General features: G+C 59.3%; 31 protein-coding genes. 7 read left to right on the top strand and 24 right to left on the bottom strand.

Translation table 11 applies throughout. The features are described 5' to 3' along the window. Positions 1-46 precede the first annotated feature (46 nt). The 4 genes from AC1Q6I_RS16495 (at position 47) to tsaA (ending at position 2,531) form a co-directional block, all read left to right on the top strand. Entirely contained in the window at positions 47-520 is a 474-nt protein-coding gene (locus AC1Q6I_RS16495) for a GNAT family N-acetyltransferase (protein ID WP_024073764.1), read from the top strand. A 71-nt stretch (positions 521-591) separates the two neighbouring features. Beyond that, the gene (locus AC1Q6I_RS16490; protein WP_024073763.1) at positions 592-1,302 is read left to right on the top strand and encodes an rRNA pseudouridine synthase; all 711 of its coding nucleotides are present in this window, start codon (positions 592-594) and stop codon (positions 1,300-1,302) included. 68 nt (positions 1,303-1,370) lie between these two features. After that, on the top strand, positions 1,371-1,832 hold the full coding sequence (locus AC1Q6I_RS16485) for a YehS family protein (RefSeq protein ID WP_024073762.1): 462 nt from the start codon (positions 1,371-1,373) through the stop codon (positions 1,830-1,832). Between the two features lie 3 nt (positions 1,833-1,835). Beyond that, positions 1,836-2,531, top strand: a complete 696-nt coding sequence (gene tsaA / locus AC1Q6I_RS16480; protein ID WP_024073761.1) for a tRNA (N6-threonylcarbamoyladenosine(37)-N6)-methyltransferase TrmO — start codon at positions 1,836-1,838, stop codon at positions 2,529-2,531. Positions 2,532-2,678: 147 nt separating this feature from the next. Here the strand turns inward: tsaA and fpr are convergent, their stop codons facing one another. After that, positions 2,679-3,458 (bottom strand): ferredoxin-NADP reductase, encoded by a 780-nt coding sequence (gene fpr / locus AC1Q6I_RS16475; protein WP_024073760.1) that lies wholly within the window; start codon positions 3,456-3,458, stop codon positions 2,679-2,681. A gap of 124 nt (positions 3,459-3,582) precedes the next feature. Here fpr and AC1Q6I_RS16470 point away from each other — a divergent pair, with 124 nt between their 5' ends. Further along, complete coding sequence (locus tag AC1Q6I_RS16470) at positions 3,583-4,509, top strand: LysR family transcriptional regulator (protein WP_024073759.1); 927 nt, start codon at positions 3,583-3,585, stop codon at positions 4,507-4,509. A gap of 3 nt (positions 4,510-4,512) precedes the next feature. Here AC1Q6I_RS16470 and AC1Q6I_RS16465 read toward each other — a convergent pair whose 3' ends face one another. The 3 genes from AC1Q6I_RS16465 to AC1Q6I_RS16455 form a co-directional block, all read right to left on the bottom strand. After that, positions 4,513-4,875: a diacylglycerol kinase gene (locus tag AC1Q6I_RS16465; protein ID WP_017137081.1), complete on the bottom strand. Its 363-nt coding sequence runs from the start codon at positions 4,873-4,875 to the stop codon at positions 4,513-4,515. Positions 4,876-4,950: 75 nt separating this feature from the next. Beyond that, complete coding sequence (erdR, locus tag AC1Q6I_RS16460) at positions 4,951-5,601, bottom strand: response regulator transcription factor ErdR (protein WP_024073758.1); 651 nt, start codon at positions 5,599-5,601, stop codon at positions 4,951-4,953. 251 nt (positions 5,602-5,852) lie between these two features. Continuing rightward, positions 5,853-6,572 (bottom strand): tRNA-uridine aminocarboxypropyltransferase, encoded by a 720-nt coding sequence (locus AC1Q6I_RS16455; protein WP_024073756.1) that lies wholly within the window; start codon positions 6,570-6,572, stop codon positions 5,853-5,855. Between the two features lie 198 nt (positions 6,573-6,770). Here AC1Q6I_RS16455 and AC1Q6I_RS16450 point away from each other — a divergent pair, with 198 nt between their 5' ends. Then, a complete protein-coding gene (locus tag AC1Q6I_RS16450) occupies positions 6,771-7,211 on the top strand; it encodes a PA3611 family quorum-sensing-regulated virulence factor (RefSeq protein WP_024073755.1) in 441 nt (146 codons plus the stop codon). Between the two features lie 135 nt (positions 7,212-7,346). Here AC1Q6I_RS16450 and AC1Q6I_RS16445 read toward each other — a convergent pair whose 3' ends face one another. Next, positions 7,347-7,511 carry a hypothetical protein gene (locus tag AC1Q6I_RS16445; protein ID WP_155766381.1) on the bottom strand — a complete coding sequence of 55 codons (165 nt, stop codon included), beginning with the start codon at positions 7,509-7,511 and terminating at the stop codon, positions 7,347-7,349. 78 nt (positions 7,512-7,589) lie between these two features. Here AC1Q6I_RS16445 and AC1Q6I_RS16440 point away from each other — a divergent pair, with 78 nt between their 5' ends. Beyond that, complete coding sequence (locus AC1Q6I_RS16440; protein ID WP_024073754.1) at positions 7,590-8,702, top strand: LOG family protein; 1,113 nt, start codon at positions 7,590-7,592, stop codon at positions 8,700-8,702. A 191-nt stretch (positions 8,703-8,893) separates the two neighbouring features. Here the strand turns inward: AC1Q6I_RS16440 and recX are convergent, their stop codons facing one another. From recX to AC1Q6I_RS16345, 19 genes are all read right to left on the bottom strand, one after another. After that, positions 8,894-9,361, bottom strand: coding sequence for a recombination regulator RecX (gene recX / locus AC1Q6I_RS16435; protein WP_024073753.1), 468 nt, complete (start codon positions 9,359-9,361; stop codon positions 8,894-8,896). A gap of 8 nt (positions 9,362-9,369) precedes the next feature. Beyond that, positions 9,370-10,428 carry a recombinase RecA gene (gene recA, locus AC1Q6I_RS16430; protein ID WP_024073752.1) on the bottom strand — a complete coding sequence of 353 codons (1,059 nt, stop codon included), beginning with the start codon at positions 10,426-10,428 and terminating at the stop codon, positions 9,370-9,372. 83 nt (positions 10,429-10,511) lie between these two features. Continuing rightward, positions 10,512-11,012 (bottom strand): CinA family protein, encoded by a 501-nt coding sequence (locus AC1Q6I_RS16425; RefSeq protein WP_024073751.1) that lies wholly within the window; start codon positions 11,010-11,012, stop codon positions 10,512-10,514. Positions 11,013-11,093: 81 nt separating this feature from the next. Next, positions 11,094-11,594: a lysis system i-spanin subunit Rz gene (locus AC1Q6I_RS16420; RefSeq protein ID WP_102624412.1), complete on the bottom strand. Its 501-nt coding sequence runs from the start codon at positions 11,592-11,594 to the stop codon at positions 11,094-11,096. Continuing rightward, positions 11,582-12,139, bottom strand: a complete 558-nt coding sequence (locus AC1Q6I_RS16415; RefSeq protein WP_102624413.1) for a glycoside hydrolase family 19 protein — start codon at positions 12,137-12,139, stop codon at positions 11,582-11,584. The genes AC1Q6I_RS16420 and AC1Q6I_RS16415 overlap by 13 nt, the downstream gene beginning before the upstream one ends. Before the next feature lie 22 nt (positions 12,140-12,161). Further along, entirely contained in the window at positions 12,162-13,172 is a 1,011-nt protein-coding gene (locus tag AC1Q6I_RS16410; protein WP_069075368.1) for a contractile injection system protein, VgrG/Pvc8 family, read from the bottom strand. A 9-nt stretch (positions 13,173-13,181) separates the two neighbouring features. Then, entirely contained in the window at positions 13,182-13,394 is a 213-nt protein-coding gene (locus tag AC1Q6I_RS16405; protein WP_102624414.1) for a tail protein X, read from the bottom strand. Further along, positions 13,387-13,770, bottom strand: a complete 384-nt coding sequence (locus AC1Q6I_RS16400) for a phage tail protein (RefSeq protein ID WP_024073746.1) — start codon at positions 13,768-13,770, stop codon at positions 13,387-13,389. Before AC1Q6I_RS16400 ends, AC1Q6I_RS16405 begins: the two co-directional genes overlap by 8 nt. After that, complete coding sequence (locus tag AC1Q6I_RS16395) at positions 13,770-14,915, bottom strand: glycine zipper domain-containing protein (protein WP_102624415.1); 1,146 nt, start codon at positions 14,913-14,915, stop codon at positions 13,770-13,772. The genes AC1Q6I_RS16400 and AC1Q6I_RS16395 overlap by 1 nt, the downstream gene beginning before the upstream one ends. Positions 14,916-14,921: 6 nt before the next feature. Then, the gene (locus AC1Q6I_RS16390; protein ID WP_024073744.1) at positions 14,922-15,047 is read right to left on the bottom strand and encodes a hypothetical protein; all 126 of its coding nucleotides are present in this window, start codon (positions 15,045-15,047) and stop codon (positions 14,922-14,924) included. Then, positions 15,044-15,616 carry a phage tail assembly protein gene (locus tag AC1Q6I_RS16385; protein WP_024073743.1) on the bottom strand — a complete coding sequence of 191 codons (573 nt, stop codon included), beginning with the start codon at positions 15,614-15,616 and terminating at the stop codon, positions 15,044-15,046. The genes AC1Q6I_RS16390 and AC1Q6I_RS16385 overlap by 4 nt, the downstream gene beginning before the upstream one ends. Before the next feature lie 49 nt (positions 15,617-15,665). After that, positions 15,666-16,172 (bottom strand): phage major tail tube protein, encoded by a 507-nt coding sequence (locus tag AC1Q6I_RS16380; protein WP_024073742.1) that lies wholly within the window; start codon positions 16,170-16,172, stop codon positions 15,666-15,668. Continuing rightward, positions 16,172-17,338, bottom strand: a complete 1,167-nt coding sequence (locus tag AC1Q6I_RS16375) for a phage tail sheath protein (RefSeq protein ID WP_102624416.1) — start codon at positions 17,336-17,338, stop codon at positions 16,172-16,174. The genes AC1Q6I_RS16380 and AC1Q6I_RS16375 overlap by 1 nt, the downstream gene beginning before the upstream one ends. A 2-nt stretch (positions 17,339-17,340) precedes the next feature. After that, on the bottom strand, positions 17,341-17,541 hold the full coding sequence (locus AC1Q6I_RS16370) for a hypothetical protein (RefSeq protein WP_102624417.1): 201 nt from the start codon (positions 17,539-17,541) through the stop codon (positions 17,341-17,343). 96 nt (positions 17,542-17,637) lie between these two features. Beyond that, a complete protein-coding gene (locus tag AC1Q6I_RS16365; RefSeq protein ID WP_102624418.1) occupies positions 17,638-18,063 on the bottom strand; it encodes a phage tail assembly chaperone in 426 nt (141 codons plus the stop codon). A 15-nt stretch (positions 18,064-18,078) separates the two neighbouring features. Further along, the gene (locus tag AC1Q6I_RS16360; RefSeq protein ID WP_102624419.1) at positions 18,079-20,025 is read right to left on the bottom strand and encodes a phage tail protein; all 1,947 of its coding nucleotides are present in this window, start codon (positions 20,023-20,025) and stop codon (positions 18,079-18,081) included. Next, on the bottom strand, positions 20,026-20,655 hold the full coding sequence (locus tag AC1Q6I_RS16355) for a phage tail protein I (protein WP_102624420.1): 630 nt from the start codon (positions 20,653-20,655) through the stop codon (positions 20,026-20,028). Next, complete coding sequence (locus AC1Q6I_RS16350; RefSeq protein WP_102624421.1) at positions 20,652-21,647, bottom strand: baseplate J/gp47 family protein; 996 nt, start codon at positions 21,645-21,647, stop codon at positions 20,652-20,654. The genes AC1Q6I_RS16355 and AC1Q6I_RS16350 overlap by 4 nt, the downstream gene beginning before the upstream one ends. After that, on the bottom strand, positions 21,644-21,976 hold the full coding sequence (locus AC1Q6I_RS16345; RefSeq protein ID WP_024073735.1) for a phage baseplate protein: 333 nt from the start codon (positions 21,974-21,976) through the stop codon (positions 21,644-21,646). Before AC1Q6I_RS16345 ends, AC1Q6I_RS16350 begins: the two co-directional genes overlap by 4 nt. Between the last annotated feature and the right edge of the window lies 1 nt (position 21,977).

Genomic DNA, 21,977 nt, shown 5'->3' with positions numbered 1-21,977 from the left:
CTATCGTTTTGCCCATCGACGCCAATTTCGGCAAGGGGCAGCGGGCATGCGTCAGCATTCGGTTATCCATACACCCAGAACCAGCGACTACGCGCATTTGGCAAGGATCTGGGAGGCCTCGGTGCGGGCCACCCATGATTTCCTGCCGGACAGTTATATCGAGCTGCTGAAAAACCTGGTGCTGACCCGCTACCTGGACTCGGTGATGCTGATCTGCACCAAGGACTCGCGCCAGCGCATTACCGGGTTTGCCGGGGTGGCCGCAGGCAAGGTCGAGATGTTGTTTATCGACCCGCAATACCGTGGCCAGGGGCTGGGCCGGCAATTGCTGCGGTACGCGATCGAATGCATGAATGCCGATGAGCTGGACGTCAACGAACAGAACCCCCAGGCCCTGGGCTTTTACTTCAAACAAGGCTTCGAGGTGATCGGACGCACAGAGCATGATGGCCTGGGGCAGCCTTATCCGTTGCTGCATTTGCGTTTGCGCCAGGCGCCGCAGCAGGCGCGCCAGGGTTAAATGAAATGGAGCCGGGATTAACCGGCTCCAGGCAGGTACAATAGCCGCCCCCTTTTGCTACGGCCCTTGTCATGACTGACCCCATACGCCTCTCCAAACGCCTTATCGAACTGGTCGGTTGCTCCCGTCGGGAGGCTGAGCTGTTTATCGAAGGCGGCTGGGTCTCGGTGGACGGTGAAGTGATCGACGAGCCGCAGTTCAAGGTCACGACTCAAAAGGTCGAATTGGACCCCGACGCCAAGGCCACCGCGCCGGAGCCGGTGACTATCCTGCTGCACGCGCCGGTTGGCGTGGATGCCGAGACGGCCATGGCCTCGATCAGCGCCGAAACGCTGTCCGAAGAGCACCGCTTCAGCAAGCGCCCGCTCAAGGGGCATTTCCTGCGCCTGACCGCCAGCGCCGACTTGCAAGCCAAGGCCAGCGGCCTGCTGGTGTTCACCCAGGACTGGAAGATACTGCGCAAGTTGACCGCCGATGCCGCCAAGATCGAGCAGGAATACGTGGTCGAGGTCGAGGGCGACATGGTTGCCCATGGCCTGAACCGCCTCAACCATGGCCTGACCTACAAAGGCAAAGAGCTGCCGGCGGTGAAAGCCAGCTGGCAGAACGAAAACCGCCTGCGCTTTGCGATGAAAAACCCGCAACCGGGCGTGATCGCCCTGTTCTGCGAAGCGGTTGGCTTGAAGGTCATCGCCATCCGCCGTATCCGCATCGGCGGCGTGTCCATCGGCAAGGTGCCGGTAGGTCAATGGCGTTATCTGTCCGGCAAAGAGAAGTTCTAAGCCACTCCCCCTTTCCAGGCGCCGCCCCACCCGGCGGCGCCCACTGTTGAAAACCAGGATTGCCCACCATGATTCACAATGACGTACTGCGCAGCGTGCGCTACATGCTCGACATCAGCGACAACAAGATGGTCGAGATCATCAAGCTCGGCGGCATGGACGTGACCAAGGAAGACCTGCTGACTTACCTCAAGAAAGACGAGGAAGAGGGCTTCGTGTTCTGCCCGGATGAGGTCATGGCGCATTTCCTCGATGGCCTGGTGATTTTCAAGCGTGGCAAGGACGAAAGCCGTCCGCCACAGCCGATCGAAACCCCGGTGACCAACAACATCATCCTCAAGAAACTGCGCGTGGCCTTCGAACTCAAGGAAGACGACATGCATGCCATCCTCAAGGCCGCCGAGTTCCCGGTGTCCAAGCCGGAGCTGAGCGCGCTGTTCCGCAAGGCCGGCCACACCAACTACCGTCCGTGCGGCGACCAGTTGCTGCGTAACTTCCTCAAGGGCCTGACGCTGCGGGTTCGCGCGTAAACCATGAGTTACCACGTCTCGCCCGTCGGCTTCGTGCGCTCCTGTTTCAAGGAGAAGTTCGCCATTCCGCGCCAGCCGCAACTGGCGCCTGCCGCACGGGGCGTGCTGGAACTGGTCGCGCCGTTCGACCAGGGCGAGGCGGTGCAGGGCCTGGAGCAGGTCAGCCATGTTTGGCTGTTGTTTCTGTTCCACCAGGCCCTGGAAGACAAGCCACGCTTGAAAGTGCGCCCGCCGCGCCTGGGCGGCAACACGTCCATGGGCGTATTTGCCACCCGCGCCACCCATCGGCCCAATGGGATTGGCCAGTCGGTGGTGAAGCTGGACAAGGTGGAGCCGGGGCGACTATGGATTTCCGGGATTGATTTGCTCGATGGCACACCGGTGCTGGATATCAAGCCGTATGTGCCCTACGCCGACATCATCGACACGGCCACCAACAGCATCGCCAGTGGTGCGCCGCAACTGATTCCGGTGCAATGGCTGAAGACGGCGCTGCAACAGGCACAAGGCCACGCCCAGCGCCTTGGGGAGCCGTTGGTGGAGTTGATCGATCAGTGCCTGGCGCAGGATCCACGGCCGGCGTACCAGACACCTGGGCCTGAGCGCGAATATGGAGCGCAGTTCTGGGATGTGGATGTGCGCTGGCACTATCCCGAGGCTGGGATGATTTGTGTGCTGGAAGTGGTGCCGGCTGGATAAACCGGAAACCCAATGTGGGAGGGGGCTTGCCCCCGATGGCAGTGGGTCTGTCGACATGTAAGTTGACTGAATCACCGTCATCGGGGGCAAGCCCCCTCCCACATTCAGATCTTCTGTGTTGCCCAGTCAGCACATGGCCTGACTGCTTTACTTCTCGACGAACGCGCGCTCGATCAGGTAATCACCCGGCTCACGCATGCGCGGCGAAACTTTCAGGCCGAAGCTGTTCAGCACTTCGCTGGTCTCGTCCAACATGCTTGGGCTGCCGCACAGCATGGCGCGGTCGTCCTCGGGGTTGATCGGTGGCAGGCCGATGTCACGGAACAGCTTGCCACTGCGCATCAGGTCGGTCAGGCGGCCTTCGTTCTCGAACGGTTCACGGGTCACGGTCGGGTAGTAGATCAACTTTTCACGCAGGGCTTCGCCGAAGAATTCGTTCTGCGGCAAGTGCTCGGTGATGAATTCGCGGTAGGCGACTTCGTTGACGTAACGCACGCCGTGGCACAGGATCACTTTTTCGAAACGCTCGTAGGTTTCCGGATCCTGGATCACGCTCATAAACGGCGCCAGGCCAGTACCGGTGCTGAGCAGGTACAGGTGTTTGCCCGGCTTCAGATCGTCAAGCACCAGGGTGCCTGTCGGTTTCTTGCTGATGATGATCTCGTCGCCTTCCTTCAAATGCTGCAATTGGGAAGTCAGCGGGCCATCCGGCACCTTGATGCTGAAGAATTCCAGATGCTCTTCCCAGTTCGGGCTGGCAATGGAATATGCGCGCATGAGCGGGCGGCCGTTGGGCTGTTGCAGGCCGATCATCACGAACTGACCGTTCTCGAAGCGCAGGCCCGGATCGCGGGTGCACTTGAAGCTGAACAGAGTGTCGTTCCAGTGATGAACACTGAGGACACGCTCGTGGTTCATGTTGCTCATGTACGGGGGACTCCTGGAAATGGGTCTGCGCCAAATGATAGGTGCGCAATTGCACAGCATTCTAATGGCGGCGACAATATCTGTTAACTGGATTATTAAGATAAGGGTTATCGGTTATATCGATATGCGATTTACTCTCCGTCAACTGCAAGTCTTCGTCGCCGTCGCCCAGCAGGAAAGCGTGTCCCGCGCTGCTGGTCTCCTGGCCTTATCTCAATCCGCCGCCAGCACTTCGATTACCGAGCTGGAGCGTCAATCCAGCTGCCAATTGTTCGACCGCGCCGGTAAACGCCTGAGCCTCAACGCCCTCGGGCACCAGCTGTTACCCCAGGCGGTGGCCCTGTTGGACCAGGCCAAGGAAATCGAGGACCTGCTCAACGGCAAGTCCGGTTTCGGCTCCCTGGCGGTCGGCGCAACCCTGACCATCGGCAATTACCTGGCCACCCTGCTGATCGGCAGCTTTATGCAGCAGCACCCCGAAAGCCAGGTGAAGCTGCATGTACAGAACACAGCCAATATCGTGCACCAGGTGGCCCACTATGAAATTGACCTGGGTCTAATCGAAGGCGATTGCAGCCACCCGGATATCGAGGTGCAAACCTGGGTAGAGGATGAACTGGTGGTGTTTTGCGCGCCGCAGCACCACCTGGCCAAGCGCGGCATAGCGACCATGGAAGCGTTGACCCATGAAGCCTGGATCCTGCGGGAGCAAGGCTCAGGTACACGACTGACCTTCGACCAGGCCATGCGCCATCACCGCAGCGCGCTGAATATCCGCCTGGAGCTGGAACACACCGAGGCGATCAAGCGTGCAGTGGAGTCCGGGCTGGGGATTGGCTGTATTTCCCGATTGGCGCTGCGTGATGCCTTCCGCCGGGGCAGCCTGGTGCCCGTGGAAACCCCGGACCTGGACCTGGCCCGGCAGTTCTACTTCATCTGGCATAAACAGAAGTACCAGACCTCGGCCATGCGCGAGTTTCTCGAACTGTGCCGCGCCTTTACCGCCGGGGTACAGCGCAGCGACGAGATCGTGCTGCCGAGCATTGCCTGAGCCTTAGATCAGGATCACGGCCCACACCAGAGTGATCATGGTCAGGGCCACGAATTGCGCGGCGCTGCCCATGTCCTTGGCGTTTTTCGACAGGGGATGACGGTCCAGGGAAATGCGGTCGATCGCCGCCTCTACCGCCGAATTGAGTAATTCAACGATCAAGGCCAGCAGGCATACCGCAATCAGCAACGCACGCTCGACGCGGCTGACGTGCAGGAAGAAGCTCAGTGGGATCAGGATGACGTTCAACAACACCAACTGACGGAAAGCCGCCTCGCCGGTGAAAGCTGCGCGCAGGCCATCCAGGGAGTAGCCCCCTGCATTGAAGATACGTTTGATACCGGTTTGACCCTTGAAAGGCGACATAGATGTAGGCAACTGAACCAAAGGAGTGGGGAAACTAGATCAAGCAAAGTCAAAAAAGCGTGAAGCAATGACCGCTTAATGCTGCGAAATTGACTCAAGTTGTTGCAAGAGCAGTGCTGCCTGGGTACGCGTACGCACGCCCAGCTTGCGAAAGATGGCTGTCACGTGGGCCTTGATGGTCGCTTCCGACACGCTCAACTCGTAGGCGATCTGCTTGTTCAAGAGGCCTTCGCAGACCATGGTCAACACCCGGAACTGCTGGGGTGTCAGGCTGGCCAAGCCATCACGGGCGGCCTTGGCCTCGTCGGACACGTTGATTTCTTCAAACGCTTGCGGCGGCCAGGACACATCGCCCTCCAACACCGCGCGCACGGCACGCTGGATCGCTTCCATGGAACTGGACTTGGGAATGAAACCACTGGCGCCAAACTCCTTGGAGCGCACCACCACGTCGGCCTCTTCCTGGGCCGAGACCATCACCACCGGAATCTGCGGGTATTGCCCGCGCAGCAGCACCAACCCAGAGAAACCATAGGCGCCGGGCATGTTCAGGTCGAGCAGCACCAGGTCCCAGTCGGATTTTTCGGTGAGGCGGGTTTCCAGCTCGGCAATGCTGGCCACTTCGACCAGGCGGACATCGGGGCCCAGGCCCAGGGTTACCGCCTGATGCAATGCACTGCGAAACAGCGGGTGGTCATCGGCTATCAGGATTTCGTATGTGGCCATTGATTAAATGATCCTGTTTTTTATGGCAGCCCTGATGGGTTCAGGGTTCGCCAGTACACAAGGCGACGGCCAGGCAGCCATCGCCACAGGGCAGGCTCAACGTCAAAAACACCTGGAACGACGTTGAAAACTCACGGTTGCGCCCTGATCGGCGCCCAGCATGCCCAGCGCAGCCTGGGGGGTCAAGCACTACGCCCGTGGCATTTTAGCGAGTTGTGGGGCTGCAGTGCCATCATGCAAACGTCGTCTGGTTATACCGCCGGGATATAGGGTGCAAGACGAGTATGGACGATGTCTGCCAAGTCCAGCGGTAACTGGAACTTGGCGGCCAGGTAATGGGTGCTGAACACGTCGAGATAAGCATCCAGCACTTCGCTCGCGGCCTGGTCGGCGGCCAGCTCCAGGCACAGCGCGGCCACTTCGGCGGTGCAGAAGTGATCATCCCGCTTGGAACGCCGCAGTTTATAGCGCGACAGTTGCTCCGGGGCCAGGCTCAGGACAGGCAGATGCTCCAGATAGGGGCTTTTGCGAAACATCTTGCGCGCTTCGCTCCAAGTGCCGTCCAGCAGAATAAACAGCGGGCGCTTGCCCTCCCCTACGACGACTTCGCTGACCACTCGCTCAGGTGCGACAAATTCGCCAGGGAATACGATATACGGCTGCCATTGCGGATCTGCGAGCAAGATGAGCAGTTCAGGATCGACCTCGGTGCGCGACCAGGCAAATGCACGGGTGTCGTCGATGACATCAGCGATCAGCCAGCCGGTGTTGCTCGGTTTCATCGGTTCGACGTCGTGCATCAACAGGCACATCGCAGACCGGGCCTCGACCTGAGGCCGCCAGGCACACAGGCAGTATTGCGGGATCACCCGGCAGCCGGGGCAGCGCTCGGCGCGGGAGCCACGGTTGACAAAAGGCCTGACGGCCCGCGCCAGGCGTTGGGTGCGCAGGCGGGAGACGGCATGGCTCATTGGATGCGCCGCACGGAAGAGGAAATCGACACTGGGGGAACTCGAGAAGGGCTTAAGTGGCCGCAGTTTACCAGAGCCCGTCGTACTTCCCATCGATACGCCTGGCTGTCATGGCAAGGGGTCCACTATAATTGCGCGCCACTGAACGCATAGCGCAGTGGCTGGTCTATGCACCAGTAACCGAATCAGGAGAGTTTCATGCTGCGTTCCATGCTGCGTCTTGTTGCCCCATCCGTCGCGCTCGCGTTGGTCCTGCCTGTGGGCGCCCAGGCAGCCTCGTTGCTGGAGGCGCAAATGAACAAGAAGCTGCAAAGCGTCGCGGCCGAAAGCAACAAGGAGCTGCCCCGGGAAATTGACGAAAAAACCCTGGAAGTGGCCTACACCGTTGAGGGAATGCAACTGATCGACCACCTCAGCGTGCTGCCTGATCGCGCCGAACAGATGCGTGCCAACCCCAAGGCAGTGTATTTCCAGCTGGGTCAGAGCGTATGCCTGAACAAGGGCTACCGCGAGCTGATGGCCAAGGGCGCGGTGATGCGCTACGAAATCACCGAGAACAAGACCAACCGTCCTGTGGCATCAGTGAAGTTCGTGGAAGCGGATTGCCCGGCACCGGCTGCGGCGAAAAAGAAAAAGTAATGTGGCTTGGCCCTCGCGCGCTGCTGTCCAGCGGCGCGCCGATTTCCCCGATTCCGTTTCCAGCGGCAGTCAAACTACCGTGATGAGCGACCAATAAGCGGTTGCCAGCCAAGGGTTTTTCGGCCCATGATCAAGTCATCCCAGCAGCCCTTCTACAGCGGTCTTCACGCCGTCCTGTAACATTTTCAGGGCAAAAGAGGGTTGCCCTCCTGCAACTTGCAGTGCAAAGGTTTTTACATCACAAGGAACATACAGAGCCCGCTTTGCCGCTTGGCGAACATTGTTCATTGCCTTGGGCATGCAGCGACACATGCAGTGTCGTGGCGACGGACGAATATCTCGTCGTTGACCTGGCCTCTGTGAAGAAGGAGACGTTGAATGCCTTACGAACCGAATGACCGACTGCTTCAGCATTTTGAAGCAAACGGAGCTGACCTCACACAGCAGGTCGACGCTCAACTCCAGCTGATTGCGCCTGACAGCCCTAACATCCCCCTTTATCGCGACATGATCCTGACCGTTCTGCGCATGGCCCAGGACGACAGTAGCCGCTGGAACGCCAAGATCACCTTGCAGGCGATCCGCGAGCTGGACCACGCTTTCCGTGTACTGGAGCAGTTCAAGGGCCGGCGCAAGGTCACGGTGTTCGGCTCGGCACGCACGCCTGTCGAGAGCCCGTTGTATGCCCTGGCCCGTGAAGTCGGTGCAGCGCTGGCCCGATCAGACTTGATGGTGATCACCGGTGGCGGCGGCGGCATCATGGCGGCGGCTCACGAAGGCGCAGGCCTGGAACATAGCCTTGGGTTCAACATCACCCTGCCATTTGAACAGCACGCCAACCCGACCATCGATGGTACCGAGAACCTGCTGTCCTTCCACTTTTTCTTCACCCGTAAACTGTTCTTCGTCAAGGAAGCCGACGCGTTGGTGCTGTGCCCAGGCGGTTTCGGCACGCTGGATGAAGCGCTGGAAGTGCTGACGTTGATCCAGACCGGTAAAAGCCCACTGGTACCCGTGGTACTGCTGGACGCACCTGGAGGCGGTTTCTGGCAGGGCGCCCTGGACTTTATCCGCAATCAACTGGAAGCCAATCGCTATATCCTCCCCACTGACCTCAAGCTGATACGCCTGGTGTACAGCGCTGAAGAGGCCGTCGAAGAGATCAATCAGTTCTATGCCAACTTCCATTCCACACGCTGGTTGAAGCGTGAATTCGTGGTGCGCATGAATCACCCGCTCAGCGAGCGTGCGCTGGCTCATTTGCAGAACGAGTTCGCCAGCCTACGGTTGAGTGGAGAGTTCCAGCAGCTTGCCTATACCGGCGAGGAGCATGATGAACCGAGGTTCAGCCATTTGACGCGACTGGTGTTCAACTTCAACGGACGCGATCAGGGCCGGCTGCGGGAGTTGGTGGACTACATCAACTTGCCGGAGAACTGGGCGCAGTCCCAGGGGAAGACGCAACAGCGAGTAGCGCCGCAGCCGGCGTGAAATCCAGAAACGCGACGCAGAATCCAGAAACGCAAAAAGGCCCGGCTATTTTCATAGCGGGCCTTTTTTTGGGGCAGTGTTTGGTGGTTCAGGTTTAGATCGAGGGTGAGGCTATTGGGGCTGCTTCGCAGCCCAACGCGGGGCAAGCCCGCTCGCCACACAACAAGCCTGTTCAACACACAGCAAGGTGCTCAGTCGTCCATGTCTCGGCCACTGAGTAAGCGGCTGATCATTTCCATCGAAAAACCGCGATAACTCAAGAAGCGCCCCTGCTTCGCGCGTTCCCTGGCATCAATTGGAAGGTGACCGGCAAACTTGCGGCGCCAGGTGTCCTCCAGTTGCGACTGCCAACTGATACCGCACTCACGTAGGGCAATGTCTATATCGGCGCGCTGCAAACCGCGTTGGCTCAGCTCTTCGCGAATCCGCGCGGGGCCGTAGCCGGAACGGGCTCGGTAGGAGACAAAGCTTTCGAGGTAGCGGGACTCCGACAGCAGCCCTTCTTCCGTCAAACGGTCAAGGGCGGTCTCGATCATCTCAGGCTCCGCGCCGCGCTGACGCAGTTTACGCGTCAGCTCGACTCGACCATGCTCGCGGCGAGCAAGCAGGTCCATTGCGGTGCGCCGAACGGCGACAAGTGTATCCAGTACAACAGTCATCGTTTGCTTCAGATGTCAGTGTCGACTTCTTCTACTTCTTCAACCGGCTCGCGATTGGCGGCCGCTTTCACGTCTGGCGTAGGGGTCAGCAGCTTGTCGCGAATCTGCTTCTCAAGGGTCGCCGCGATATCCGGGTTGTCTTGCAGGAACTTGGCCGAGTTGGCCTTGCCCTGGCCGATTTTGCTGCCGTTGTAGGCATACCAGGCACCGGACTTCTCGACAAAACCGTGCAGCACGCCCAGGTCGATCATCTCGCCGTTCAGGTAGATACCCTTGCCGTAGAGAATCTGGAACTCGGCCTGACGGAATGGCGGTGCGACTTTGTTTTTTACGACCTTGACGCGGGTTTCGCTACCAACGACCTCGTCACCTTCCTTCACCGCGCCCGTACGACGGATGTCCAGACGAACCGAAGCATAGAACTTCAGCGCGTTACCACCGGTGGTGGTTTCCGGGCTGCCGAACATGACGCCGATCTTCATCCGGATCTGGTTGATGAAGATCACCAGGCAGTTGGCATTCTTGATGTTACCGGTGATTTTACGCAGCGCCTGGGACATGAGGCGGGCTTGCAGGCCCACGTGCATATCACCCATTTCGCCTTCGATTTCAGCCTTCGGTACCAGGGCAGCCACGGAGTCGACCACGATCACGTCGATGGCGTTGGAGCGCACCAGCATGTCGGTGATTTCGAGGGCTTGCTCACCGGTGTCCGGTTGGGAAACCAGCAGGTCGTCAACGTTGACGCCCAGCTTGCCGGCATATTCAGGGTCAAGGGCGTGCTCGGCGTCGACGAACGCGCAAGTGGCGCCCATTTTTTGCGCCTGGGCAATCACCGACAGGGTCAGGGTGGTTTTACCGGAAGATTCAGGACCGTAGATTTCAACGATACGGCCTTTTGGCAGGCCGCCAATGCCGAGCGCGATGTCCAGACCCAGAGAGCCAGTGGAGATAGCCGGGATCGCCTGACGGTCATGATCGCCCATACGCATTACGGCACCCTTGCCGAATTGACGTTCGATCTGACCCAGGGCCGCAGCCAAGGCTTTCTTCTTGTTGTCGTCCATTAAAGTCCTCACGTAATCAATAAGGCCTGGCGGCCAACACCTGTATAAGTAGACAGTATTGTTCCACAAAGATCAGAGATCGCCTACCCCTGATTTTCTATTTCTGCTGCAGCTCGTCGCAACAAGCCCTCCAGCGCGGCCTTTACCGTTTGTCGGCGGACCTCGTCGCGGTTACCCGGGAAGTGCGCAAGCTCAGCGGTGACCTCGTCCCCGACGCCGAAGGCCAGCCACACCGTGCCCACCGGTTTTTCCGGCGAACCGCCATCGGGCCCCGCCACGCCACTGACCGCCACGGCAAAACGCGCCAGGCTTTTTTCCTGTGCGCCGCGGACCATCGCCTCCACCACTTCCTGGCTGACCGCGCCGACTTTGGCGAACAGCGCCTCAGGCACGTTCAACTGGCGGGTCTTTTGCCGGTTGGAATAGGTGACATAGCCAGCCTCGAACCACGCCGAACTCCCTGGAATCCGCGTAATAGCCTCGGCAATACCGCCACCGGTACAGGATTCAGCCGTGGTGACGTGGGCATTGAGCACCTGTAAACGGCGACCCAGTTCAGCGGCAAGTTGGGTGATTTCTTTCACGGTCGTCTCCTGGAGTGGGCGGGCGTTTGCCTACCCTACAGGAGCCTATCGACCATGCAAGTTGCAGCATGTATCCAGAGACTAACGCGCAACGGCACGCACATAGGCCTGGCAGGCACGCAAGGCGATCACGGCGTTATCACCGTCGTCGGTGATGGCGATAATTCGCTGAGCATGCGCCGGGTCAAGTCGGGCTCGCGGGGCTGCATGAACCACGCCGCCGGAGGCGGGGGTGGCGGGCATTGTACTGCCTCTGGCGGGGTCGCTGGCGTCGAGAAGGACTGACAACCGCACATCAGCAGTGGCCAGGCGGTCGCGCAGAGCTGCTTGAGTACGTTGGGCATCGCTTAACTCCCGAGTGTGTTGTTGATCGCTGGCGCTGAGCTGTTGTTCCAACGCCTGCCGTTTGTCGTTCTCCGCCTGTTGTTGACGCAAAGCCACTAGATGCTGCTGGCTCAACGCCCGCGCCTGGGCAGACGCCTCGCGCTCAAGCTGCGCACCATAGCGCCAGGCCTGCACCTGCCAAGTCAGCGCGATCAACAGGCAAGCGCCGATCAGCCGGCAAACCGTCAGGTAACGCATAAGACCGCCTTCGCCCGCGCCCATAGCTGCAAGCGGTTTTCCAGCCCATTGAGCCCACCGTTTATGCGCCGGGTGATAGTGGTGAACTGGTCCTTGTCGGCCAGCTCATTCAGGCCGTTGCTCTGCCAGAACCAGGCGGCCGACTCGGCAGCCCATTGCGGTTGCTCCAGCAGTTGCGGTTGACGCAACAAACGATCATCGCCAAACAAGGCCTGGCTACAGGCCAGGTAATTGCGCCGGCCGGTAATTTGGATCAGCCCCCTGCCCCGGTACAGCTGACCATCGCCATCCGCTTCGAGGCTATTGCCCAGGCGTACGGCCAGGCCGCCGGTATCGTATTTGCTCAGGTATTGATCGCTGCCCAGTTCACGGACGTAACGCAGCTCGCCGGATTCGTGGCCGATCTGAGCGAGGAAGGCGGCGATGCGCTTCGCACGGTCAATCTCGAAGCGAACGAAAGCCGCATTCAAGGGCGTTAAAAAAACGCCCGCTCTCAGGCGGGCATCCGGCATAACGCCAAGCAGCTGGGGGAGTGTTATCACCATTGGTTTTACTCTCGAAAAGTCTCTATATCGACAACCCACCCGCCGTGATCGAACTGCGGTATCCCGTCGCCGGATCGCCGACATGCACCACCTGCTTTATCGACCATCGTCCCTGCATATAAGACGGCCAGCTCTCATCCAGCACCAACAGCCCTTCCGCGGCCAACAATGGATTGCCCGGGCAATCGATCACCAACTTCAAATTTTCACGCCCCACACGGCGTAGTTCGCCTTCGGCAACGGCGCGGGCTTCGGCTTCGTTCTGGTAGCGTTGGCGCAAGGTTTTGAACGGAGCATTCCCCACCTGAACCACACGCTGCCTGCCGGCGGCGGCATCCCACCAACTGGCGCGGCAACCTTCGTATTTCGAGCGGGATTTTTCGTCGAGTTTGGCGGTGATAAAGCTCTGTTCACCGGGGCGGTTATCCTCAGTCACCGACAGCTTCACTTCCGGCAGCAACTGGCCGGAGAGCGACTTGGCTCGGCCGGCTTCGGCCAACACATATAGCTCGTTAAACGGTTTGGTGACCGCACTATAGAGGCGGGCAAGGCGCGAAATGAACGCCATGTCACTTTCGTTGGACTGGTCGATGTGCGCGATCGCAATCCCCTCCAGCGCGGGCGCAACTCGCGGTGAATAGCCGTGACGACTGACCAGTTGGCGAAACAGCGCGCCAAGGGTTGTCGGGCCGTAACTGGCGGATCGACGCTGACGGTAACCCGTTGCATCGACCACGCTGAAGGGCGCTGCCGTGGCCACGATCATCAAGCGCATTGGAAACAGCACCGGGGTGCGTTGGGTGACAACAAACTCGCCCTTCTCCACCAACCCCGATTCCAGGTAACCGACACGCAAGCCGATCTTGCCGTTCAGAGTGGGCAGGCCGTCCAAGCCCTCGATATTGAGGGTCAGCTCCAGCCGGTCAGTCTCAATGCCCGCCGCGTCGGTGTGGCTCCAACGCATCAAGCGCTGATTGAGCAGCGCCGCATTGGCGCCATAAAACTCCACGATAGGCGTAAATCCCTGTGCCATGCAGCCTCCTTAATCCCAGGCCAAAACGAGGCGCACCGCCACCGGCCGCGCGCGCATTTCAGGCACGATCACCCACACGCCGGCCGGTAGCACCGGGCCATATTCGGCAAGCTCGGGGTTCAGGCGCCAAAGGGTTTCTTCCGCCGCGTCATCGCAACGGCCCAACTCCCGATAAAGCAACAGGTTGACCGAATCACCGGCGATACTTCGCACTCTACGCATTGACGAATTCCTCCAACTCCAGCGTCCAGGCCATGACCATGGCGGTGCCGTCATCGATCACATTGCTCTGCGTTTCCACGATCGAATTGATCCGCCACAAGCCCCAGTTACGGCCGATGCCATCAACCAGGGGCAACGGCGCCCGCGCATTTTGCAGCGCGCGCAATTCGTCCAGGCGCTGCATGCCTACGCCGTACATGGCCGTGCCGCTGAATGTGAGTTTTTCCAGTTTCTGACCGCTCTGTCGCGACTGCGACTTGCTGGCAATAATAGCCAGGTCACTCCAGCCGCCGTCGCTGTTACGGACCAACGAGGAATAGGCAAATCCTCGAGACAAACCGAAAATAAAGTCGCCGAGCACCATTTGTTGTCGCATCAATCACCTCCAGGAGAATCGGCCAGTGCCGCATTGCGTCGGATGCCGAGGGCGTCGCTGAACATCGGCAGACACTGAAACTGCAGCGCCTGGATCACCTGGTTGACGACCTGCTGGGCATCGGCGGGGTTGACACCGGTGATCTGGATACTCGGGGCGAGGGTCACTTGCACGTTGTCCGTGCGCGCACTGCTGAGTTCCTTACTCACCGCACCGGGTGTTGGCAGGCGATCACTTGACCCGAACAATTTGTCTCCGAGCCAAGCGCCTGCCTCGCTGCCCAGCAGGCCGCCGATTGCGCCACCGACAGCGGTGCCAACGCCGGGGAAAACCATCGTGCCAATGGCCGCACCTGCGGAGGCGCCGGCCCAGGCGCCACCGGCGGTGCTCAGGCCTGAGCCGATGGCATGTGCATCGCCGTTGCGTACACCTTGGATCACGTCCAGGGAGGCTTCGGCGACCCTAAATGGCCCAAGCCGCCGGATGCCGAGGGATTCGAATTTGCCAAGGGCATCGGTCAAGGCCCCCGAGGGCAGGTTGGCCGCGGACGCTGGCGGGTTAGCCATGGCAAAAGCTGGATAGTTTTGTGAGGGCGCGCCCGAATGAAAACCCATTGGCGAGCCGCCCAAAGCCTGGCCGGGTTGCTCGAACAGGCGACGTAATCCTGTATTACGCCCGCTGATGTTTTTGCGCCCTTTGAACACCTTGCCAAGGGAACCTGCGACAAAATCAATGGCTTTTTCGGCGAGCTTGCTTTTGAACGCGTCCCACAATTCGCCTCCAGACTCCTTGATCGCGCTCATCACAGGGCCATCGGCGGGCTCCTTCGCCTTCTCTTCCGGCGCGCTCGCGGTGACGTCGGCCTGCTTGGGCGCCAGGGAATTTCCATTGATGAACAATGTGCTGTTGAGCGCCTCCAACGCCTCACGCAGCCGCACCTGCTCCTGGGTCAATGCGTTGATATCCACACTAAGTGTGACCAACGCAGAGCGCAGCTCCAACGGCGGCTGCGCTGCGGCATCCAGGCTCACGGGCGCCACAGCGCTTGTGGAAAACGGTGCAAGCACATTGCCTAGATCCGCGTCGCCGATCATCCAGCGGTAGTCTTCCTGGGCGAGCTTGATCCCATATTTAGTCTCTTGCATCCCGCTCTACTCCTGTTTAACGCCAAGGCGAGTGATCGCAATGTCGTAGCGGCGCAATGCTTTGGCGGCGTCCCACTCCAGGATCTCCGCTTCATTGACCGAGTACACCAGCGGCACCACATCGAGGATCACGTCGATGTCGCGTTGCGAAAGAAGGCCGCCGGTTGATTTAAAAAATCGTCGATGCGCTCCTGCAATTCGGTCCAATCGGGCACGGTCAGGCCGGCAAGGTCAGGGATCATCAGGCCGGTGCAGTGAGCGGTGATGAACTCGGCGCGCTCTTTGTTGGTGGCGAGTTTTTTCATCACCTTGGTGGCGCGCAGCGCAGGCATTTCCAGAGGCAACTCGGTCAGGGTGCGACCGGCGGCCTCGAGAGGCAGCAGCAAATGGACAGGCTGGTCGTGGGTCACTTCCTGGCGCTCATCCAGAAAGAACGACGCAGGGCGCGTCGACATTTCGTGTACGTACTGAGCGATGCTGACGTAGTCCGGGCGCTTGAGTTGGTCGAGCTCTTTTTCCGACAGGCCGGTGGCGAGTTTCGCCAGTTCGAAAAACTGGTCGTCCTCGTCGTCACCGGCCCGGGCCAGCGCTTCTTTTTGCGCAGCGTAGAACAGCGGCTTGAGTTGAATCTTGTCGATCACCGCGCCGGTATCGGCGGTGATCGGGGACAGCAGCAGGTGCAGCGGTGGCATCCAGGCCATGGGGCTCTTCCTTGGTGAAATAGGGGGCGAGCACTCCCGCCCCCAAGGGTTAAGGCATCAGCACAGCACGGCGCGCATCACCGAGAATGTCGACGCCGTTGAGCACGAACTTCTGGGTGCGCACGTCGATGTCGATCACCGGAATGCCGTTTTCCAAGCGGTTGTAGGTGCGGCAGGACAGCTCCAGGGTGGTGGTGGGCTTGTCGCCCATCTTCAGCTTCGCCTCGGCCAGGGATTTGAGCTTGCCGCCGACGGTGTGATAGGTGAAGTAGGTCTTGCCATCCTGGTCCTGGCCGGCTTCGCGCACGTTCAGCAGGATGTCGTCGCCCAGGCGCACGCCCAGGGCCAGCATGACTTCCGGGCCGGCGCCTTGCAGCACCAGCGTGGCGCCGAGCACCTTGCCGCTCTTGGCCATTTCCTCGGCGATAAAGCGCCCGCCGGACATGGGCTCCATGTCGAACTCGATCTTCGGCGGAGTGAACTCCTCCACCGTCGCGGACAACGGCAGGCCTTGAAGGGTGGCCGCGATGGCCTGTCTGACTCGGTTGGTAAACATTAGAGAACGTCCTCCAGGAACTGCTCGATGATTTCATCACGGGCGTTGAGTTGATAAACCATGTGCTCGTTTGGCGCATAACGGCCGTAGTCGATGACGATGAACCAGGTGCCGTTCTTGTACTTCTCGACACTGTTCAGTTCCGGGTGCAGGTACACGCTGCCGCCGGGGATGGTTTCGTCGGCGACCAGGGTTTGCAGCCAGTCGTTGATGCGCTTGACCTCCTGGTCCATGAAGGACTTGGTGAGGTTCTTGGCCATGGCTTTCTGGCCGGCCTTGACCAGCTTGCGGCTGATCGCGTCTTCCAGGCCGACGTAGCTGATGAACTTGCCGGTGATGGAGCGGTTACCCAGCAGCGAAAAACCGCCCAGGATGGTGCGGGCGTAGTAGCTCACGCCGTAGCGGTTGAGCAGGTCGCCCTCGGTGGAGGTGTCGAGGATGTTGTACTCGACCACGCGGGAAACGTCCTCGGCGAACGTCACCTGGTTGCCTGGGCTTTCCCATTGCTTGACCTTGGCCAACGCCGCAATGGCCAGGGACGACGGCGACAGGAACACATTCTTCTTCGCCGCCTTGGAGTACACCGACGGCATGTTATGCACCAGCAGGCAACGGTCGAAACCGAGGTCGGCACCGCCCAGTTCGCCGCTGTAGGTCACCTGGTCGGCCACCGAGGCGTCCTTGCCATCCAGCACCACGCGGGCCTTGATGCGCTTGCCGAACGCGGCGAACTCACCGGCCACCGCCTTGGTGCCGGTGAAGCCTGGGGCGCCGATGATGGTCAAGTCTTCCGGCACGCTGGCCAGTGCCGCCAGGCCCAACTTGCGACCGGTGACCGGCTCGTTGCCGCCGATCACATTGTTGACGGTATCGGCCGGGGTCGCGCCCTCCTCCACGATCACTACATAGACCGGCACCTTCACCACTTTGAGGATCTGGTACACGGCATGGAACAGCGTGCCGGTCTCGGCACCGGTCGGGTCCAGCAACGCCTGGGTGGTGAAGCTGTTGATGCGAAACGGCGCGTTTTTCGGGATCGACGCATGGGCATTCGGCGCGGTGCCGACCAGGCCGATTACGTTGTCACCCAGGCCACCCATGGCCTCGGGGGATTCAGTGGCATTCACGGTGATGCCGTTGTGCTCGAAGTTCAAAACCTCAGCCATGATTAGTCAGCCTTCTTGGTGGTGGCCTTTTTGGCCGGGGTGGTGTCCTTCGCGGCGAGCACGCTGGTCAGTTCCAGGCGGCCAGCGGTGCGCAGGGCGGATGCTTCGATGTCCAGCAGGTCCAGTTCCTGGCCGACGACGGACCAGTGGCCGGCGTGAGTGGGGAATGGGATGAGGACGGTGTAGGTTTGGCGGTTTGCCATAGGTGAATCTCCGGGCATAAAAAAGGCCGCAATGCGGCTTTCTTTCGTTTCAGATGGATTGTGGTACGGGAAAGCCCCCCAATGGTGCAGGAGTGTTTAGTGAAGTTGAGGTTCTAGCCAGGAAGGGCTCGTCGGACGATGGTTCGCCAACGGAAATTCGGTTTGTTGCGGCCAATTACGCAAGAGGCGTCGATATTCTTGCAACTCGGAATACTGAGCAGGCGTGAGGGTCGTTGGACCACCACTCTCTAGCTCATCACGATGCCTTGAAATAATTCCATCCGTCGGAGACAAATGAACATCGCGCCAAGCTCGCTCAGCAGCAATCAACTCTTCGTCACTGGGTGGCGGCGGTTCAGCCAAAATTGGAAAACCATCATTATTCCAAGCGATGACTTTACCTTCAGACTGACCGACCAATAATTCGGCGTATCTTTCAGTCGAGATCTCAAGTGCATCACTCGGCATAAAACTGTTTATTTCAGGGTCATAAAACCCGCGAGTAGATTTTGAAGCAAACATTGATATCTCCTTATATCAGTAGCCGATCACGATAAAAAAACCACCAAGTTTAGAAGTAGCAGCCCCCGTCGTAGAGAGCATCGCAGTAGCACTCAATGCGTTGGTAGTCATCGACGTCAGAGAGAAAACCGTCGCCCCTCCGTTTCCCAGAATAGACCCGCTGAGACACGCAGTTGGGAACGTTATTGGTAAGGTTGCCGACCAATTTCCAAATCCAGTCCCATTGGAAACGGCAGTTCCCCACTGAATAATCAGCCCATTGGGGAGTTTCTGATAACCGTGGTAGTCTATCGACGAAGCAAACTCGCCAGCTAACTTCAATGCCGCTGCGCCCGACAAAAAATAATTAGTTCCCTGCAACACTAAATCGACTGACGAGCCAGGAGGGATGACCAGACTGGTTTGAGGCCTCGTCGCTATGACTGCTATAGTATCGGTGCCAGCAGGAACCAACTTTGCGTTTACCGAACCTACGTTTCTCACAGAAATCACACTTCCTACCGGCCCGGTGCTAGAGGGCGGTAGTGTTACCGTGAATTCGGTGCTTGAATTCAGCAGCAATACCCTCCCGAAATATTGCGACGTTAAACTTGCACTAACTGAAAGCACGGAGACGTCATTATAGTTTCCCAAAGCCCGCTGCACGAACTGAGTAGACGCGGGCCGCTGGCTGATATCAAACTGCGGAACTACGGCACTGGCAAACATATTTCCGCCGCTGACATACCATGCCCCTGCACCAGTAACGTTATTCAGCAGCGTCAGTTCAAGAATATCGCCATAAATCATGCGTATACTTTTCACACTAACCGACTGACCCGGATCTGCCCCGTATATAAGATCAGTCCCAGCCCGAGTTACCGCTGCCGAAACAGTGTTGTAACAAATTACCGTGACAGTCGCACCATTCGGGAGGTCTGACGAGACGGGGAGATCTACAGTGCTGACTGTGTCACCAAACAATACAGTCATCTGACCCACCGCGGCGGCAGGAATCGAACCACTATTACTTATAGAAGTACTTCCTGAATACTGCTTACCCAGCCGCCGCGTCCACTCAGTCGTTGCCAGCAAGGAAGAGTTATCGAATCGCGGAGCCGATGGCGCCGTTGCCAACCCCTGAAATGCTGGCGAATTGAGCGGTGCAAACCCTTGCGTCACATTCTGAAACGACAAAGGCGTGGTACCCAGTACGATGGCTCCATCCGTGACCAACTGCCAGATCGTATCTGCGAGCGTCACCCCCTGCTCAACTGACACCGTCATCGCTGATGTCACTTTGGCATTTAAGTCTGCATCTTTAGCCCGAACCCATGCTGTGTTCGCCACCATATACAGCCCGTTATCTTTCGCAGCGGTCTGGTTTTTAACAAGAACCCGGTCACCTGCAACAACAGCCACACCATCAATTACTTGTGCTGCACTCAGGGTGATACTTGTCGTGGTCGCCACGCGCACCGATTGTTTCGCATCCAGTTTGGCCAACTCATCAGCCACATAATCCATCACCCAAGCCCGCGTAGCCTTGACCACCGTGTCGTCAATCAACAACGTCACCTGCGACGCGTTACTAGTCTCGAAAACCGAGCGGATATAAAACTCTTTACCCGAACCCGACATCGCCAACACTGGCTTGAATGACTCCGGGTATTTGACGATCGCATAAAGAACCCCCGTGTCCGTCCAAAGCCCAGCCTCCCGCACATACCAGCCACCGACCTCAGGCGGAATAGTCACCTCAGCCAACAACCAGCTCGGATTCCTCTCATCTTGAAAAAGCGCGTTCAATGGCCCGCGCCACACCTCACGTTTCAGCGCTTTGGCGGTGGCGTCGGGGTTGTAGACGGCACCGTTACCATCACCCACCGAAATTTGCGCGAGTTTGATCGGTACGCCAGCAGCCTTGCAGGCAGTTTCATAAGCAATACCTGCATTGGTCAGCAGGGTATAAAAGTCGGCCATTTAGGACCCCTGTGGATAAATAGTGACGGTTTCGATGGTGTAGAGCCCCGCAGCCATAAAGACCATGCCGGACGCTTCAAGCCCCTCGATAACCATCGGATAGATAGTGGTCAGTTCACCGCAGACGGTCGCGGCGCCGATGGAGTGGTTTCCAAATGCGCTCAACCCCAACGTGACAGTGAAAACATCACGTTCGCTCTTGGCTTCCGCCAGACGCCTGTCCAGCCGAGCGTCGAGTTCTTCGCTGTAGGGCAGCTCGGAATAAGCCCTGATGGAAAAGCTGTAGGGTTTGCCTCGTGGGCTCTGTTGATACCAGGCGCGCACTTCGGGGATCAGTTGCAGACCTTTGGCTGCGTTCTCGAGTGCCTTGCGGGTACCGGCCTGTCGAGCGGTGGGCCAGGCGAAACTTACCGTTGCGCGTTTTTCAGCCTCGACAGCGGTGGCACTCCATTCGATTACCCCTCGATCAGCCGCGAGATAAGGTAAAAACTCCGCGGGTGTTTGCATCGGGTCCATCAGTTCGGGAAATGGCGGAGTTACTCGCTCAAGCAGCTGGCTAAAGCCTTGATCCAACGCCTTTTCCAGCGGCGAACTGTTGACCGGCAACAGGCTTGCTTTGGGATCCCTCATAGCGTGCGCACCTCCACCTCGACACCCGTGCAATACGGGGCCTGGAACGCCGTGCTGATGATCGGCTCCAGCGGTTCGAGGATGTGCAGTTGCGCCGCGCCGGCGCTGTGGATGGCGTAGTCGATCCAGCTTGGGTCGACCCGGCCTTCCAGGCGATGACAGGAGTCGGCGTAGGTTTGCAGCAGTTGCTGCGCAGCCACTTGAGTCAGGCCCGAATCCGGTCCGGCATTGATCTTGGCCACCACACGAATTTTGTACCGTTGAATCTGCGCAGCCTGCACGGTGACCAGATCGGTTTCCGGTCGTACATCCGGCCGTGCGAAATGTCGCCGCACACCGTCGAGTAAATCGGCGGAAGGTGTGCCATCCCCTTCCCTGGACAGTACGGTGACCATCACTTCGCCAGGAGCCGTACGTCGCCCGTTGCCATCCTTGACCTGGGCTGCGTAGCCGTCCGGATCGAAGGCGTAGCTGACGGTCACCACGCCCGGCGTAGCGCTCTGCACCTTGACCGACGGCCGCTCGCCGAGGGTGAACACTTCGCGGCGGTACTGCATGCGCGAACCCGCTGCCGGCGCATGGGGTGCCAGGTAATAGCGCAGGCGCGCATCGTCGTCGCTTTCCAGGGTGGGTGGCACCGGCGGGAAGGCGGCCGGGTCGCCGGGGTCGAGCACCTGGCGCTCCAGGCCCATGTCGGCCAGGCGCGCATCCAGGTTGCTGCCGGTGGCCCACCACGCCAGCATCTGCTTGATACGGGCGTTGTATTTGCGCTCATGAGTTTGCAGCCGCACGCAAAACGCTTCCAGGGCCAGGGTCAGCAGCTCGCTTTCGTTATCGAGGCTGACCTTGAGCTTGGCTGCGGTTTGCGGCGCGCGGGTGGCGACGTAGTCGACGACGAACGCCTTGAACTCCGCCAGCAGCGGTTCGAATTCATCGACCGCGATAATCGCCGGCTCCGCCAGTTGGTTCTGGCCAGGGATCAGCATGCTCATGTCACGACCTCGAAGGATTGTTGGCGGTTTTTCCAGGTACCGGCAAAACGCAGCAATAAACCTGCGCCCTGGCGCGTGGCGACAATGACCTGGGGTTGGAAATCGGCGATGCCGTTCTGGGTGGTGTAGAACGCTTGCGCGGCGTGGCTTTGGGCGAGGATCAGCAGATCGTCACCGAGGTTCTGGCCGAGCAGTTGCGGGATCAGCGAGCCGTACAACGGGCGCTTCTGGCGAGTGCCCACGGGGGTGGTCAGCGCTCGGGTGGCACGCTGTACAAATTGCAGCCAGTCATCGACCGCTGCCCCGGTGTTCCTATCGATTCCGATCATG

Source organism: Pseudomonas sp. MPR-R2A5, from assembly GCF_058793055.1.
Note: the sequence above shows the minus strand (reverse complement) of the source record. Positions and strands in the feature narration are given on the sequence as shown.